Consider the following 16473-nt stretch of genomic DNA (forward strand, 5'->3'; position numbering starts at 1 on the left):
CCCCGACAGCGGCCTGCCCCTGCCGGAGGCACGGCAGGGGCAGGCCGCTTGTCGGTCACGGGGAGAAACCGGTGCTGGGGTCAGCCCTTCACGGCTCCGGTGAGCCCGCCGACGATCCGTTTCTCGAAGACCGAGAAGAAGATCAGTGCGGGCAGCATGGAAAGTGAGGTGAACGCCAGGACCTTGGCGGTATCCAGGGAGTATTGCGAGGAGAACGCCTGGACGCCGAGCGGCAGGGTGAAGTTGGCTTGCGAGTTGAGGATGTAGAGGGGCAGGACGTAGTTGTTCCAGCTGCCGATGAACGCGAGAATGCCTACGGTCACGACGCCGGGCAAGGACAGCGGGATCACCATGCGGAAGAAGAATCCGAGCCGGCTTGCACCGTCGATCGCGGCGGCCTCCTCGATCTCGGTAGGAATCGCCCTGAGGAACGGCACCAGAATGATCACGGTCGTCGGCAGGCCGAACGCGATCTGCGGAACGATGACGCCCAGCAGATTGTCGACGAGTCCGAGCTTCTTGATGACGATGTACAGCGGGGTGATCGCGATCACCATCGGGAACATCAGACCCGCGGCGAACATGGAATACATCGCACCCTTGAGCTTGAAGTCATAGCGCGCGAGCACGAAGCTCACCATCAGGCCGAGGACGACGATGCCGACGGTACTCACGAGCCCGACGATGATGGAGTTGGCGAATTCGCCCCAGAACGTCGTCGACTTCAGGACGCTGACGTAATTGCCGACGACCCAGGGGTGCGGAAGAGCGGCCGGACTCGCGGTGATCTGCGAGTTGGTACGGAATCCGCCGAGCACGATGTAGAGCACCGGTGCGATGCAGGCCCCGATGAAAAGCAGCGCGACGAAGTAGGTGAAGGGATGCCCCCACCGCTGCGGTCGGTCACGACGGTCGCGGGGATCGGTGGGGGTATCCGGTGCCGCGGCGGATGAAGGCCGGGAGCCGACGGACGTCACGCTCATCGGTTGGCTCCTTCGGTGACGGCGCCCCGGAGGTCACGGCGCAGGACGAAGCGCTGGTAGACCAGCGCGACGATGAGCGAGATCAGGAACATCACAACCGCGACGGCGCTGCCGTAGCCGTAGTTTCCGGCGCTTCGGCCCTGCGCGACCATGTAGATCGCCATGGTCGAGGTGCCTGCGGTGCCCGACACGTACTGGCCCCAGATGATGTAGACGAGATCGAACAGTTGCAGCGAGCCGATGATCGACAGAAAGGCCCAGATGCGGATCGTCGGTCCCAGCAGTGGCAGCGTGATGCGGCGCTGGACCTGCCAGTAGGACGCGCCGTCGATCTGTGCGGCCTCGAACAGCTCCTCCGGGATCGACTGCAGTCCGGCGAGCATCAGAATCACCGCGAACCCGATGTACTTCCACGAGATGATGCCCATCAGCGTCCAGATGGCCAGCTCCGGGTCGGAGAGCCACTCGGCCTGCAGGAAGCCCAGGCCGATGTGGTGCAACAGGTCGTTGACGGCTCCGTTGCTCTGGAGCATCAGGCTCCAGCCGGTGCCGACGATGACCTCGGAGACGACGTACGGCACGAAGATCAGGACGCGGATGGCCGAGCGGCCGCGGACCTTCTGGTTGAGCAGGAGCGCGAGGGCGATCGCGATCGGGCCCTGGATGACCAGGGAGAGCACCATGATCAGGCCGCTGTGCCACAGGACCTGCTGGAACGCGGGGTCGGTGAGGATCAGCTTGTAGTTGTTGAGGCCGACCCAGTCGGTGGGCGCCCCGTAGCCATGCCACCGGTAGAAGCCGTAGAACGCTGCGAGCGCGACCGGGAAGATCACGAACGCGAGGAACATAATGATCGCGGGTCCGGACAGGACCACGATTTCGAGTCGCATCCTGGCACGGCCGCGGCGGCGCCCAGCCGCTCGCGGCGGAGCCGGCGGCGCGGCCTTCGCCGCACCCCCGACTCCCGGCGTGCCCTGCGACTGGCGGCCGGGGGCCGTGTCAGTACCCAGGGTGTCACTCATCGTCTGCCGCTCAGCCCCTCGAGGCAGCAGCATTGCTGCTCTTGGCGATGTCGGCGGCGGAGCCCTGGCCGGCCATCAGTTTGACGACGGCGGTGTTCATGGCATTGCCGACGTTCTGGCCGTACTCGGTGTCGAGGAACATCATGGAGTAGGCAGCCTTGTTGAAGGCCCCGAGGGCGGAGATGTTGTAGGAGTCGGTGACGACCCCTTGAGCCTTCTTGTTCACCGGGATCACGTAGAACGCCTTGGCATACAGCTCCTGCTGCTCCTTGGTCACAAGGAACTCGAGGAAGCCAACGGCCTCCTTCGGTGCGTTCTTGGACAGCGAGAATCCGTCGAGGCCGCCCATGATGGCGGTCGGATCGCCCTGGCCACCGGCCACGGTGGGGAAGGGGAACCAGCCCAGGTCCGGGAGCGGCTTCTTGTCCGGGGTCAGGTTGGCGATCACACCGGGGTCCCAGTTGCCCATGAGCTCCATGCCCGCCTTGTGGTTCGCGAGCATGCCCGCGGACGACCCGGCACCCTGCTGCGAGGAGTTCGTCAGGAACCCCTTCTGGAAGGGGTCGACCTTCAGGAACGACGCCAGGTCGTCGCCGGCCTTCGTCCAGCACGCGTCGGTGAAGTCGAGCGACTTGGCGGTCTTCTTCATGGTGTCTTGACTGCACGCCCTCAGGGCGAAGTTGTAGTACCAGTGCGCGGCCGGCCATGCGTCCTTGGCGCCGACCGCGATCGGGGCGACCTTGATCGCCTTCAACTTCGCTACAGCGGCCTCGAGTTCGTCCATCGTCGTCGGCGTCGCGGTGATGCCGGCCTGCTTGAACAGGTCCTTGCTGTAGTAGATGCCCTCGGGCTGCGTGTCGACCGGCACCCCGTAGACCTTGCCGTCGATCGAATAGCCTGCCAGACCTGCCGCGCCCGCGTTCGCCTTGCCGGCAGCGCTGAGACTCAGCTCCTGGACCTGGCCGGCGTCGACCATGGCCTGCATCTTGCCACCGCCGCGCTGCAGGAAGATGTCCGGCGCGGAGTTCGAGTTGAGCGCGGTCTGCAGTTTGCCGTCGAAGTCCTCGTTCTGCACCGTCTGGAGCTTGATGGTGACGTTCGGGTGCTGCGAGTGGTACGCCTTCACGGCGGTTTTCCAGTACTCCGCGCCGGGCCCGGGCGTCGCGTTCTCCCAGAGGGTCAACGTGACCTTGCCGTTGGACGCACCACTGCTGTCGTCGTCGCTGCCACCGGCACAGCCGGTGCCAGCGAGCGCGATGCCCAAGCCGATCGCCAGAGCTGTCGCGCCGCGTATCTTCCTCGTCATTGTGGAAATCCCTGATCTGTCGTCATTACTACAGCGGGTGCGCATGGTTGAGTGATGCAGCGGCCTGTCGGCGTTGATCCGGGCGTTCAGGCGGCAGGTCGGCCATGGGCTCGGTGAAGGCCGGACACGTATGTGGGAGTGGCGATCACCGCGGCCCTGCTTTCCGCTCCGGGCATGCTCGTGTGGATGTGCCAGGTGGACGGGCATGTCCGCAAGGAGTCGTTTCCGTTACGGGGAGTTGCCGATGGCTGGGAGTATGCGCTTGGGGCGGAGCGGCAGTCAATGAATCATTTCCGAAAGTTCTTCGAAACTTATTCAGGACTGCCTGAGTGGTTGTCGAAACATTTCGTCACGTGCATGAGTGGATCCACGGGTTCCTCTTGCAGCGCCGCGCAACCCCTTGACGTCACGTCAGCCAGAACCTACGGTCGCGAACCCGCGCGAAATGCTTCCCCGACATGTCGCAACTACGGACGTCTCCAACGCTGTTCCATGAGTACCGCAGCGGGCAGCACCGCTGACCGGACGCCCGCGCGAACAGGGAAAGGGCATCCGTGTCTCCGGCAAGAAGGCCGAACCCATGGCCCGGGTGCGCCGGACGGCGTTCCCCGGGCCCGCGGCGCACTGGGGCGAAGCTCCTTAATGGTGTCACCGCGTCCGAGTCGTTCCGCCTCGCAACCCTCCGTACGTAACTGCGCTCCCACGGCTCCTGGCGTTCCTGCTCTCGGACGGCGGAAAGGGGTCGTCATGCCGTCCCCCGCGCGGCCGACGGCGGCCGGCCTGCCCGAGCGTGCAACGAGACAGCCCGCCGGTTTCCCCACCGGCCCGAAAGCCCACATGGGCGGCGCGCACCGAACGCGCAGGCCGGACGTCCACCGCGCACACTTGTGACGGTGGCGCACCGCACGGGCCGCCATGCCCGCCGGCCTCCTGACCGACCGGTTCCGGGGGTTCGGTTCGAAGCCCTCCGTCGCCGGCAGACCGCCGGGCGCGGGCCCGCCTGCCGCGGCTCGTCCCCACTTCGCCCGGGCCACGCACCACACCGGCGGAAGACAGCGCTGTCAGCGGCGGCTTTATCAGCGTTTGAGCAGGTCAGGCGGTCAGAATCGGCGTAAAAAGGATGACCCCAAGATTGGGGCTCCCCAATCAGCACATCGTGGGCTTAACTTAGGTGCCATGACCTCCCCCCGCTCCACCTACGGCGGCGGCTACTACGCCGCGCCGTCGTTCCCCGACACCCCGATCTACGACTCCCTGGTCGCGGAGCGGGGCACGCCTCAGATCGCACCGATCCGAGTGCCTGCCGCCTATGACACCGGCAACAGCTATCTGCCGGCGCTCCCGTCGGCCCTGCCGGCTCTTCCCGCGGCGCCTTCCCAGCCCCATCCGTCGTACGGCTACCAGCAGCCGATGGCGCAGCAGGGCTACGCGCCGATGCAGCCCGCGCAGTTGCAGCACGCCCCGGCGCCGTACATCCCGCAGCAGCCGAGCGCCGGCCGCGGCGGTTATCAGCAGCAGCCCGCTGCGGGCCGCGGCGGCTACCAGCAGCAGTCGCCTCCGCAGTACCAGCAGCCGCAGCGGCCGGCGCCCAGCACCGGTTACGAGTCGATGCGCCCGGCGGCGCCGCGGCCCGCGCCGGCGCAGTCGCCGTACGAGGACCCGTACAACCGCCCGTACCAGGGCCGGGGCTACTAAGGGCAGGCTTCGCCGGTCACGGCACCGGGAGAGCACTGCCCGCACGCAGCGGCGGGACGCCAGGGAGTGGCTGGCAGGATGGAGGCATGTCCTCTCCCGAACTGAGTGCCGTCCACATCCACCCGGTCAAGTCGCTGGCCGCGTGCACGGTCGGCGAGGCCGCCGTCGAGCCATGGGGACTCGACGGCGACCGCCGCTGGATGCTGGTCGACCACACCGGCAAGGTGGTCACACAACGTCAGCAGCCCCGCATGGCACTGATCTCCGCCACCCCCGCGCCGGGTGGTGGAATCGTGCTGGCCGCGCCGGGGGGCGCGGCGCTGACCGTGGAGGTTCCCGAGCCGCGGGAGACGACCGGCGTGGTGCTGCACCGCAGCCGGCTCGACGTGGTCGAGGCGGCGCGGAGCGCCCACGCCTGGCTGGGCGACTTCCTCGGGGCGGAGGTCCGGCTGGTCCACCTCGACGCGCCGGAGCGGCGCAGGCTCATCGACCCCGCGTACGCACGGCCGGGTGAGACCGTGAGCCTGGCCGACGGCTTCCCCCTGCTGCTGACCACCCTCGCCTCGCTCGACGCGCTGAACTCGCTCGTCGCGGCCGGCGACCACCCCGGCGAGGGGCCGCTGCCGATGAACCGCTTCCGGCCCAATGCCGTGGTGGCCGGCACGGCTGCGTGGGCGGAGGACGACTGGAGCCGGATCGCGATCGGCGAGGTGACGTTCCGCGTGGTCAAGCCCAGTGGCCGCTGTGTCATCACGACGACCGATCAGCACACCGCCCGCCGCGGCTCCGAGCCCCTGCGCACGCTCGCCCGGCACCGCCGGTCCGGCAAGGACCTGCTCTTCGGCCAGAATCTGATCCCGGACACGGCGGGCGTCATCCGGGTCGGGGACCCGGTGCGCATCCTGGGCTGAAATCGGTCTTGGGGAGCGGAACTCCCGGGAGCGGGCGGTGCGTTGGAGAGGTGAGGCGGCTCTCTCCTCGCCTCTCCGGCGCGCGGGCCACGCCGTATCGGGTTATGACGGATACGGAAGGGGGTGCGGGAAGGTGCGAGCGCTCACGGGACTCCGGCGTTGGCGGCACAATCCCCTGTGCCGTGCCACGGACAGGCGCGAGGCGTGGGTGGCGCTCATCGCGCTGCTTCTGCTCGTCCTGGCGGCGCCGGTGCTCGGCTGGCTGTGCGGATCGCGCGTCGACGCCGCGTTGCAGGAGTCGGTGCGGGCCCAGCACGCGGGCCGGCAGCTGACCACCGGCGTCGTGGTGCGCCAGATCCCCGCCCGACAGGTCGCGACCGACCCCGAGGTCTCCACCGGGCGCACGGGGCAGACCCCCGTGGTGGCCCGCTGGCACGGCCCGGACGGTACGGCGCACAGCGCCACGGTGGCCACCGCCTCGCGCGACACCGCGGTCGGGGCGCACGTGCGGATCTGGACGGACCTGGCAGGCAACCCCGCCCTGCGGCCCCTGGACGCGCCGACGGCGCACACCCATGCCGCCCTGGCGGGAGGCGGCGCGGCGATGCTGTCCGTCGTGGTGATCGAGGGCGGGCGGCGCCTGATCGTATGGCGCATGGTGCAACGGCGGTACGAGCGGCTCGACCGGGCATGGGCCAGGACCGGTCCGGACTGGGGCAGGACGGGCACCGGCAGCTGATCCGGTCAACTCCCGGCCCCACGCGCGCTACGGTGGACCGGCCCGCCCGTCACTCCTGCAGGCAGGCCCCGAGGTGACCGCTGCCGCGTGGCCGGTGACCCGGGCTTCACACACGCACGAGGTGGGGGCACAACAGCGCCATGGCACAGGGCACGGTCCAGGTGACGCACACCGGCACATCGCGGTGGCGGCGCCGCACAGGCGAGTACGCCTCCCTCACCGCGGCTCTGGAAGCGGCGGCGGACGGTGATGTGCTCACCGTCGCCCCGGGCACCTACCGGGAGAATCTGGTCATCGCCCGCGCGGTGACCCTGCGGGGCCCCGAGGGTTCCGTCGGCTCCGTGCGGATCGCCCCCGTGGACGGTGTCCCGCTGACCCTGCGCGCCTCCGCCGTCGTCCGGGACCTGCACGTGGAGGGCCAGGACTCCGCCGCCCCGGCCCTGCTGGTCGAGGAGGGCGCACCCGACATCGCGGACCTGCGGATCGTGACCCGCTCGGCCGCCGGCATCGAGGTGCGCGGGGCTGCCCGGCCCACCGTGCGCCGCTGCACCGTCGACAATCCGGCCGGTGTCGGCATCGCCGTGCTCGACGGCGCGGGCGGGGTGTTCGAGGAGTGCGAGATCGTCTCGGCCGGGCAGTCCGGCGTCTCGGTGCGCGACGGCGCGCACCCGAGGCTGGAACGCTGCCGCGTCCACCACGCCTCGGGCGCGGGCCTGTCCGTCACGGGCGAGGGCAGCGGGCTGGAGGCCGTCGGCTGCGAGATCTACGAGATCAAGGGCAGCGGGATACAGGTGTCGGCCCGCGCCGCCGCCCACCTCACCGACTGCACGGTGCACCGCACCTCCGCGGACGGCGTCACCCTGGACACCGACGCGGTGCTCACGCTGGCCGACTGCGACATCCACGACATCCCCGAGAACGCGGTGGACCTGCGGTCGCGGTCCGTCCTCACGCTGACCCGCTCGACGGTGCGCCGCTTCGGCCGTAACGGACTCTCGGTCTGGGACCCGGGCACCCGGGTCGACGCCAACCAGTGCGAGATCCACGACAGCACCGGCGACTACCCCGCGGTCTGGGTCAGCGACGGGGCCACCGTGATACTGGATTCCTGCCGCGTCCATGACGTGCCGGACGCCCTCTTCGTCCTCGACCGGGGCTCGCGCGCCGATGTCGTGGACAGCGATCTCTCCCAGGTCCGCAACACGGCGGTGTCGGTCAGCGACGGGGCGACCGCGCAGCTCGACGACTGCCGCATCAGGGAGGCGTCGACGGGCGCCTGGTTCCGCGACCACGGCAGCGGCGGCACCCTGAACAACTGCACGATCGACGCGGTGCAGACGGGCGTGATCGTCACCAAGGGCGCCGATCCGACGATCGAGCGCTGCACCGTCACCTCCCCCGCCGAGGCGGGCTTCTACGTGTCGGCCGAGGGCCGCGGCACCTTCCACAACTGCCGCGTCACCGGCAGCGAGGGTTACGGCTTCCATGTGATGGACGGCTGCCGTACGACGCTGACGCGCTGCCGTACGGAGCGGTGCGCCCGTGGCGGTTACGAGTTCGCGGAGGGCGTGGCCCACGGTGACGCCTCGGCCACCGGGCCGGTCGTGGAGGACTGCACCAGCGACGAGAGCGGCCTGCGTTCCGCCACTCCCCCGCCGCCCGCCGTCCTCACGGCCACCCAGTCGGCGCCGGGGCTGCTGGGCGTGGTCCCCGCGCCACGTGCGGTGGAGCCCGTGGCGGCCGGGGCGCCGGACGGGCCCACGCGTACGTCCGCGGCCGTGCTCGGCGAACTGGACGCGCTGGTCGGCCTCGACAGCGTCAAGCGGGAGGTGCGCGCGCTCACCGACATGATCGAGGTGGGACGCCGGCGTCAGCTCGCCGGGCTGAAGGCCGCTTCGGTCCGCCGCCACCTGGTCTTCACCGGCTCCCCCGGCACCGGCAAGACGACGGTGGCGCGGCTGTACGGGGAGATCCTGGCCTCCCTCGGGGTGCTGGAGCGGGGCCACCTGGTCGAGGTGTCCCGGGTCGACCTGGTCGGGGAGCACATCGGCTCAACCGCCATCCGTACCCAGGAGGCCTTCGAGCGGGCCCGTGGCGGCGTGCTGTTCGTCGACGAGGCGTACGCCCTGTCCCCCGAGGACTCCGGCCGGGACTTCGGCCGGGAGGCGATCGACACGCTGGTGAAGCTGATGGAGGACCACCGGGACGCGGTGGTCGTCATCGTCGCCGGGTACACGCACGAGATGGAGCGGTTCCTCACCGTCAACCCCGGTGTGGCCTCCCGGTTCTCACGGACCATCACCTTCAGCGACTACGATCCCGGCGAGCTCCTGCGCATCGTCGAGCAGCAGACCGAGGAGCAGGAGTACAGCCTGGCGTCCGGGACGGGGGAGGCGCTGCTGAAGTACTTCACCGAGCTTCCCAAGGGACCCGCCTTCGGCAACGGCCGCACGGCCCGCCAGACCTTCGAGTCGATGGTCGAACGGCATGCGGGCCGGGTCGCCCAGCTCGCCGAGACGAGCACGGACGACCTCACTCTGCTGTTTCCGGAAGACCTTCCGGAACTCCCCTGAGCCCCCTGGCGGACTCGTCCGCCTGGTGGGGCAGGACGGGGACGAGCCGTTCGAGGAGGGCGGCGCGCTCCTGGGCGAAGACGGGGTCCGCCTGGTAGTCGGAGTGCCCCAGCACCGGCTCGGGAAGCGGATGTTCGGGGGTGCGCCCGTAGACCAGCGGGTCCTTCAGCGGGCCCCGGTCGACCTCGGGCCCGGACTCCTCGCCGAGCCGCACCGCGCCGCCGATCGGGTCGGTGGGCCGCCACAGGTTGCGCCAGCAGTGCACCGACCGGTGCAGGCCGTGCAGCTGGACGGGCCCGAAGTAGGCCGGGAACCAGCGCCCGTAGAGCCGTTCGACCGGCGAGCCGTAGGTGAGCAGCGCGACCCGGCCACGGGTCCCGGCGGGCAGTTGCCAGACGGCGGCGGCGGCAAGGACGCTGCCCTGGGAGTGGCCGGAGATGACGAGCCGGCCGCGGGTGCGGGCGGTCCAGCCGGACATGCGTGAGGCCAGGTCGGGGACGGCCCGCTCGGCGTAGCACGGCGGGGCGAAGGGGTGTGCGGCGCGCGGCCAGAACGTCCCGACGTCCCAGAGGATGCCGATGGTGCGCCGGGCCGAGGCGTCCCGGTAGGCGCGCCGCCCGCAGGCGACGAAGAGCAGGAAGCCGAAGCCGATGAGCCAGGAGCCGGTGGACTGCGCCGCCTCGGCCACCGATTCGACGAAGGGGCTGCTGCCGTCCATGGCCAGGCCGGGGACCTGCCCGCTGGCCCAGGCCCCGCCGACCGCGCCGGCGCCGAGCAGCAGCGTGGCGCCGGAGAGCAGGCCCAGCATGCCGGGCGCCGAGTCGGTGAGCGCGGCCGTGGCCCGGATGCGCGCGATCTGCCTGGTCCGCGCGGGGTCGGGCCGCTCCTGTTCGTACTCCGCGTCGACCAGCGGCTCAAGACGGCGGGCCGCGCGGTAGGTCCGCAGGCCGAGCACGAGCCCGGGGATCACCAGGAGCACCAGGAGCACGGGGATGACGGAGGCCTGCCAGCTGAGGAGCACCGGTGGCCCCTCTATGACGGCACTGCGGCCCATCCCGGGGCTGCCGGGACCGTCGAGCCAGTCCGCGACGCGCTGGGCGACCCCGCCGGTCATCACGCCGCCGAGCGAACAGGCGAGCATCGCGACGGCGGGGCCGCCGAGTCCGCGCAGCACGGTGCGCGGCTCGGGGCTGCGCCGGTACAGGTTCAACGACACGGCGGCGAGGACCACCACGAGTGCGCCCTGGGCGAGGGTGACGACGCGGAACATGACGTCACCGGGAAGCGTGCCCGCGGAGGCCCAGCCTGGGCGCGACCAGGCGGCGTGCAGCGCGGCGAGGACGAGCAAAAGGAGGGCGGTCGCGGGCAGGTACGTGACGACGGCGCGGTCGAGCCGGTTGTCCAGGCGCCGTTCGCTCCGGCCGCGCCGGCAGACCACCGCGACCACGACGAGCGTCCCGACGACGAGGGCCGCCTCGATCAGCCTGCCGAACCCTTCGGGCACCGGCCCGCCGACGGCACGGTCCCGGCGGGCCGCCGCGCCGGTGACGAAGGCGGTGACAGTGAGGAAGCCGGCCGCGGTGTGCGCGGCCCGCAGGCGTGCGACGAGCCGGCGTCCGTACCAGAATCCGGGCCGTCCGAGCGCGGGACGCACCGGGGCCGCCGGGCCGGTCCCGGTGGCCGGGGGCGGGGTGTCGTCGTCCTCCGGGTCCGTGCCGGTCAGCGGGCGCTGGGACTCGTAGGCGCTCCAGGTCCGGTTGGACAGGTACCAGAGCAGTCCCACCAGCGCGGTAGGCGCCAGCGCGGCCAGCGCGAGACGGCGGCCCGGCTGGGACCACCAGCCGCCCTGCGCGGCCGACAGGAACCCCAGCCAGGACCGCTGGTCGGAGCAGTCCGGCACGCCCGCGCACTGCCAGGCGGTCAGGTCGAGAGCGACCTCGCAGACGGCGGCGGTCAGCAGGACCGTGAGGCTCAGCGCGAGGAGCCGGACAAGCACGCCGTACAGCCTGATCGCCCGGGGGCGGTGCGTGGCGGCCGGGCGCATCCAGTGGGCGAGGTTGATCACCATGAACGGGAGCAGCAGGAGCCACAGCGCGCGGGAGCCGTTGCCGGACGTCAGGTGGGACCAGCAGTACGCCTCCGGGATGGGCCGGTCCCGGTAGCGCTCGGGATGGGACTCCGCGTCGATGTCGCCGGGACGCCGGTAGATGGCGGCGGTGGCGTCCCCGGTCACCCGGACCGTGCGCGGATCGACGAGCATCTCCTGGGGGGTGGCCCCACCCACGCCGTGGACCAGCAGTTCCAGTGCGGGCCCTTCGCTCTGCGGGGCCTGGATGGCAGGTGTCACGGGGGTGACTCGCTCTCAAAGGTGGAAGCCCGAGGGGGACGCGGCTGATGTCCGGTCACCAGAGTGGTGGACGAGTCCGGCGCCCGCACCGCTCTTACGGAATCTCCCCAGTGCGGCGGCCCGCGACACCGCGTGGCAGGATGAGCCCTCGGCATGGGCTGCCGCACGGCCAGAGGAAGGACCGGGCACTGCGTTGAGCGAGAATCAGAATCTGCTCGCGGAGCAGCGGCGTGCGTTGATCCTCGACGAGGTACGCAGGCGCGGCGGGGTCAGGGTCAACGAGCTGACCAGGAAACTGAGCGTCTCCGACATGACCGTCCGCCGGGACCTGGACGCGCTGGCCCGCCAGGGGGTCATCGAGAAGGTGCACGGCGGGGCGGTGCCCGTGGTCGAGGCGAGCACGCACGAGCCGGGCTTCGAGGCGAAGTCGGCGCTGGAGCTGACCGCCAAGGAGGACATCGCGCGGGCCGCCGCCGCGATGGCCGTGCCCGGCAGCGCCATCGCGCTCTCCGGCGGCACCACCACCTACGCCCTCGCTCAGCGTCTTCTGGACATACCGGATTTGACCGTGGTGACCAACTCGGTCCGGGTCGCCGACGTGTTCCATGCCGCGCAGCGCCCGGGGTCGCCGGGCGCACGGCCCGGCGCCGCGACGGTGGTCCTCACCGGCGGGGTCCGGACCCCGTCCGACTCGCTGGTCGGTCCGGTCGCCGACCGGGCGATCGCCTCGCTCCACTTCGATGTGCTCTTCCTCGGCGTGCACGGGATCTCGGTGGAGGGCGGGCTGTCCACGCCGAATCTGGCGGAGGCGGAGACCAATCGGCGCTTCGTCGAGTCGGCGCGGCGGGTGGTGGTGGTCGCGGACCACACCAAGTGGGGGACGGTGGGGCTGAGTTCGTTCGCCGCACTGGACCAGGTGCACACGTTCGTCACGGACACGGGTCTGTCGGGTGAGGCCCGCGAGGAGATCGAGGCGCATGTGCCGGGCCTCGTGGTGGCGGGCCGGGAGGCGGCCGGCGAGCCGGCGCAGGACTGATCCACGGATTCCGGTCAGCTCGCACTGGGCCCGTGACGTCGCGGGACCGGTGTGTGATCGCGTTCCGGTCAGGTCGCGAAAGGGCCGTGACGTCCTAGGATCGGCATGTGGCCGTCTTCCGGATCGAGCGTTTCACCCCTCTGCCCGCAGCCGAGTCCTGGCGCCGGGTGACGGACTGGGAACGGCATGCCGCGCACGTCCCGTTGACGACGATCACGGTGCCCACCGGGCTGCCGACGCGGATCGGGACCGTGTTCGTGGCCCGTACGGGGATCGGCCCGCTCGCGTTCGACGATCCGATGGAAGTGGTGCGGTGGTCGCCGCCGGCCGGCGGCCGGGCGGGGATGTGCGGGCTGGAGAAGCGCGGCCGCGTGGTGCGGGGCCGGGCCTCGATCGATGTGTACCCCACGCATGCCGGCTCGCATGTGGTGTGGGTGGAGGAGCTCGGCGTGCCGCTGCTGCCGCGGTGGGGCGATCCGCTGATCGCCGGAGCGGGCCGGCGGATCTTCGGCCGGGTGCTCGACTCCATGCTGGACCGGCCGGCGCGGCCGCACCTCTGAAAGCCGGTCCACGGCAGGACGTGTGCCGCGCCCGTGTGACGTACCGTCACCGGGGCGACGCGTGCGGTGACACCTGACGCCGCGGCCGTTATGGTGTGCGCGAAGCGACCGCACGGGAGGTGCGTTCATGGCACGCCGACTCCGCTCCGTAGGCCTCGACTACGTCGATTCCGCCTCGCTGCGGCTGGTGTACGCCGCCGAGGTCTCGGCGCCGCCCGATGCCGTGTACCGCGCTCTCGCCGACGACGTCGAGGGCTGGCCCCGCTGGTTCACCCAGGTGACGGTGGCTCGGCCGATCGACGGCGGTGCGGGCCGCGAGGTGCGGCTGCGGGGCGGAATCACGTTCCGGGAGACGGTCGTCGCCACCGAGCCCGGCGAGCGGTACGCCTACCGGATCGACGAGTCCAACGCCCCTGGTCTGCAGGCCCTCTTGGAGGAATGGCGGCTGACTCCGGCCGGTACCGGCACACGGGTGCAGTGGACGTTCGCGGCGGACGGTTCGACGTTGTTCCGGTTCATACTGCGGCGGGCGCGGGGGGCGGTGGGCCGGTCGTTCCGCGACGCGGTGGGCAATCTGGACCGGCGGCTAGCCGCGGCCGCCGGCTGAGGGCACAGGGCTTGCGGTCCGGATCAGGCCGGACTCGACTCCACGCCGGGCCAGTTGCCGGTGGCCAGGAAGTGGTCGATCGTCCGGGTGTACGGGGCGATGTCCAGGCCCTGTTCGGCCAACCAGGTGTCGGAGTAGTACTTGTCGAGGTAGCGGTCGCCCGGGTCGCATATCAGGGTGACGATGCTGCCGGTGCGGCCCTGCGCGACCATCTCGGCGACCAGCTTGAAGGCGCTCCACAGCCCGGTGCCGGTGGAGCCGCCCGCCTTACGGCCGATGGAGCGCTCCAGGGCGCGTACGGCCGCGACGGTGGCGGCGTCCGGCACCTTCATCATCCGGTCGATGGCGCCGGGGACGAAGCTCGGCTCCATCCGCGGTCTGCCGATGCCCTCGATGCGGGAGCCGCAGTCGCTCGTGGCGAGGGGGTCGTGGTGCGTCCAGCCGTCGAAGAAACAGGAGTTCTCCGGGTCGGGGACGCAGATGCGGGTGTCGTGCTGCATGTAGTGCACGTACCGCGCGATGGTCGCCGAAGTGCCGCCCGTGCCCGCTGTGGCGACGATCCAGGCGGGCTCGGGGTAGCGTTCCATCCTGAGCTGCTGGTAGATGGACTCCGCGATGTTGTTGTTGCCACGCCAGTCCGTGGCCCGCTCGGCGTAGGTGAACTGGTCCATGTAGTGGCCGCCGGTCTCCGCGGCGAGCCGGGCCGACTCCGCGTAGAGCGTGCGCGCGTCGTCGACGAAGTGGCCGCGGCCACCGTGGAATTCGATGAGCCGGCACTTCTCGGCGCTGGTGGTGCGAGGCATCACGGCGATGAACGGGACGCCGATCAGTTTGGCGAAGTACGCCTCCGAGACGGCGGTCGAACCGCTCGACGCCTCGATCACGGGCTTGCCCGGACGGATCCAGCCGTTGCAGAGCCCGTACAGGAACAGCGACCGCGCCAGCCGGTGCTTGAGGCTGCCGGTGGGGTGGGTCGACTCGTCCTTGAGGTAGAGGTCGATGCCCCAGCTCTCGGGGAGGGGGAAGCGCAGCAGATGGGTGTCGGCGGAGCGGTTGGCGTCGGCCTGGACCTTGCGGACGGCCTCCTTGAGCCAGGCGCGGTACGCCAGGTCGGTGCGGTCGATGTCGACGGTCGCCACAGCGCCGCCGTCGTGCTTGTGCTCACTCGTGCCCATCAGTGCGCTTCCCCTCGTACGACCGGTCTCGGCGGGCCCACGATATGCCCCCTGCCTGCACAAGCCTTCACTTTGATGCGCCATAGCACTGCCTTGGCGTCACGGGCGGGTTCCGGTGCTCCATCGCGTCGGAAATGGCGCCTCGCGTCCCATTTCCGCCCTGGTGCACACGGCCCCGGGTGTGCACACTTCCTCTCAGGGGCGTGATGAAGGGGGCGAAGGGGCCGTGCACGAAGCGGAGTTCAGCGAGACGGGTGTACGGATCGACCGGTGGGCGCGTTCGCTCACCCGGGCCGGGCAGGTCACCGTCAAGGACGGCCGGGTGGCCCTGCTCACCAGCTACGGCCGGGAGATCGACAGTGCGCCGGTGGGGACGGTGAGCGCGGGCAGACCGTGGTTCGCGGGCGCGGACGCCACGGTGGCGCGGGTCAACGGGACGCGTTACCGGCTGACGATGCCGCGGCAGCGCGGCAAGCCCGATGACGCGGCCCCTGCCCGGCGCTTCCTCGAAGCGGTGCACCGGGCGGGCGGGCGGCGGGACTGACACTCCGGTGCACCGGGCAGGCGGCGGAGCTGACGGAGCGGGGCACCAGGGTGGGCGGGGCGCTGACGGAGCGGGGCCGCGGGGACACCGCGAGTTGCGGACCCGTGGTCGCGGGGTGACATTGGAGACGCGTCACTCATGGTTCACCGGCGGTGACAACGCGATCCAGGCCGCCGGCCCGGAATCAGCAGCCAGCCATCTGCTGGATCCGTTCCTTCGTCTTCTTCCGGACCTACTTCGGGGAGTCGCAGCCGTGATCAGCGAGCCAAGCAGGCACTGCACGGTGGAGCTCCAGGCCCTGCCGTCGCGGATCGGTCAGGTCCGCAGAATCATCTCGGCGCAGTTGCGCTACTGGCATCTCGATCCTCTGGTCGACCAGGCAGCGCTCGGCGTCACAGAACTGCTGACCAATGTCCACCGGCATGCACAGCCGGACAAATCATGCACCGTCGAGGTCGAGTTGCTGCTCGACCGGCTCACGGTGTCCGTCCATGACCACGACCCCCGGCTGCCGACCGTGCGCCAGGCCGGCGACTCCAGTACGTCGGGGCGCGGTCTCGCACTGATCGCCGCGGTCAGTGAGAGCTGGGGGGTACGCCCCCGGGGCGGCGCGGGGAAGGTGGTCTGGTTCACCCTTCCCACCCCGTCCCTGTTCGCCACGCAGCCCCCGCACGCGCTGTACGGGGCGACGACCGACGGTCCGTTCGAATCCAGCGGGCTCATGGCGCCGGAAGGCGTGTCACCGTCGGTGGCACGGTCGGTGGTCGTCGGCTGACGCGGCGCAGCGGGGCGCCCCCACGCGACGGGGCACCCACAGCAGGAGTGGGGCGCCCGCTCACGAAGGGGAACCCGCAGCAGGAGTGGGGGGGGGGGGGGCGGGGGGGGGGGGGGCCGGGGCGGGGGGGGGGTGGGTGGGGGTGGGGGGGGGGGGGCGGGCGGGGCGGGGGGGGGGCGGCGGGGGCCGGGGCGGCCGGC

General features: G+C 71.0%; 13 protein-coding genes and 1 pseudogene. 9 read left to right on the top strand and 5 right to left on the bottom strand.

All coding sequences use genetic code 11. The features are described 5' to 3' along the window. Positions 1 to 80: 80 nt before the first annotated feature. From ABTX18_RS24105 to ABTX18_RS24115, 3 genes are all read right to left on the bottom strand, one after another. Complete coding sequence (locus ABTX18_RS24105; protein WP_352124804.1) at positions 81 to 983, bottom strand: carbohydrate ABC transporter permease; 903 nt, start codon at positions 981 to 983, stop codon at positions 81 to 83. After that, positions 980 to 1873, bottom strand: coding sequence for a carbohydrate ABC transporter permease (locus ABTX18_RS24110; protein ID WP_352124805.1), 894 nt, complete (start codon positions 1871 to 1873; stop codon positions 980 to 982). The genes ABTX18_RS24105 and ABTX18_RS24110 overlap by 4 nt, the downstream gene beginning before the upstream one ends. A 142-nt stretch (positions 1874 to 2015) precedes the next feature. Continuing rightward, complete coding sequence (locus ABTX18_RS24115) at positions 2016 to 3311, bottom strand: ABC transporter substrate-binding protein (protein ID WP_352124806.1); 1296 nt, start codon at positions 3309 to 3311, stop codon at positions 2016 to 2018. A 1176-nt stretch (positions 3312 to 4487) separates the two neighbouring features. Here ABTX18_RS24115 and ABTX18_RS24120 point away from each other — a divergent pair. From ABTX18_RS24120 to ABTX18_RS24135, 4 genes are all read left to right on the top strand, one after another. Next, on the top strand, positions 4488 to 5006 hold the full coding sequence (locus ABTX18_RS24120) for a DUF6643 family protein (protein WP_352124807.1): 519 nt from the start codon (positions 4488 to 4490) through the stop codon (positions 5004 to 5006). 86 nt (positions 5007 to 5092) lie between these two features. Beyond that, positions 5093 to 5917 carry an MOSC domain-containing protein gene (locus tag ABTX18_RS24125; RefSeq protein ID WP_352124808.1) on the top strand — a complete coding sequence of 275 codons (825 nt, stop codon included), beginning with the start codon at positions 5093 to 5095 and terminating at the stop codon, positions 5915 to 5917. A 133-nt stretch (positions 5918 to 6050) separates the two neighbouring features. Continuing rightward, positions 6051 to 6656: an Rv1733c family protein gene (locus tag ABTX18_RS24130; RefSeq protein WP_352124809.1), complete on the top strand. Its 606-nt coding sequence runs from the start codon at positions 6051 to 6053 to the stop codon at positions 6654 to 6656. A 140-nt stretch (positions 6657 to 6796) separates the two neighbouring features. After that, a complete protein-coding gene (locus ABTX18_RS24135; protein WP_352124810.1) occupies positions 6797 to 9229 on the top strand; it encodes a right-handed parallel beta-helix repeat-containing protein in 2433 nt (810 codons plus the stop codon). Here the strand turns inward: ABTX18_RS24135 and ABTX18_RS24140 are convergent. Then, a pseudogene (locus tag ABTX18_RS24140) lies at positions 9202 to 11576 on the bottom strand (hypothetical protein); the annotation flags it as partial. The gene ABTX18_RS24135 and the pseudogene ABTX18_RS24140 sit on opposite strands and share 28 nt — an antisense overlap. 193 nt (positions 11577 to 11769) lie before the next feature. Between ABTX18_RS24140 and ABTX18_RS24145 the strand changes: the two are divergent. From ABTX18_RS24145 to ABTX18_RS24155, 3 genes are all read left to right on the top strand, one after another. After that, positions 11770 to 12612, top strand: coding sequence for a DeoR/GlpR family DNA-binding transcription regulator (locus ABTX18_RS24145; protein WP_352124811.1), 843 nt, complete (start codon positions 11770 to 11772; stop codon positions 12610 to 12612). 107 nt (positions 12613 to 12719) lie between these two features. After that, positions 12720 to 13172, top strand: coding sequence for an SRPBCC family protein (locus ABTX18_RS24150; protein ID WP_352124812.1), 453 nt, complete (start codon positions 12720 to 12722; stop codon positions 13170 to 13172). A gap of 127 nt (positions 13173 to 13299) precedes the next feature. Next, positions 13300 to 13779 (top strand): SRPBCC family protein, encoded by a 480-nt coding sequence (locus tag ABTX18_RS24155; RefSeq protein ID WP_352124813.1) that lies wholly within the window; start codon positions 13300 to 13302, stop codon positions 13777 to 13779. 23 nt (positions 13780 to 13802) lie between these two features. Here the strand turns inward: ABTX18_RS24155 and cds1 are convergent, their stop codons facing one another. After that, the gene (gene cds1, locus ABTX18_RS24160) at positions 13803 to 14954 is read right to left on the bottom strand and encodes an L-cysteine desulfhydrase Cds1 (RefSeq protein ID WP_352124814.1); all 1152 of its coding nucleotides are present in this window, start codon (positions 14952 to 14954) and stop codon (positions 13803 to 13805) included. Positions 14955 to 15180: 226 nt separating this feature from the next. Here cds1 and ABTX18_RS24165 point away from each other — a divergent pair, with 226 nt between their 5' ends. Both ABTX18_RS24165 and ABTX18_RS24170 read left to right on the top strand, forming a co-directional pair. Continuing rightward, positions 15181 to 15498, top strand: coding sequence for a hypothetical protein (locus ABTX18_RS24165; protein WP_352124815.1), 318 nt, complete (start codon positions 15181 to 15183; stop codon positions 15496 to 15498). Positions 15499 to 15751: 253 nt separating this feature from the next. Then, positions 15752 to 16273, top strand: coding sequence for an ATP-binding protein (locus ABTX18_RS24170; protein ID WP_352124816.1), 522 nt, complete (start codon positions 15752 to 15754; stop codon positions 16271 to 16273). The last annotated feature ends 200 nt before the right edge of the window (positions 16274 to 16473 follow it).

This window comes from Streptomyces sp. NPDC096323 (assembly GCF_040302845.1).
Taxonomy (GTDB): domain Bacteria; phylum Actinomycetota; class Actinomycetes; order Streptomycetales; family Streptomycetaceae; genus Streptomyces.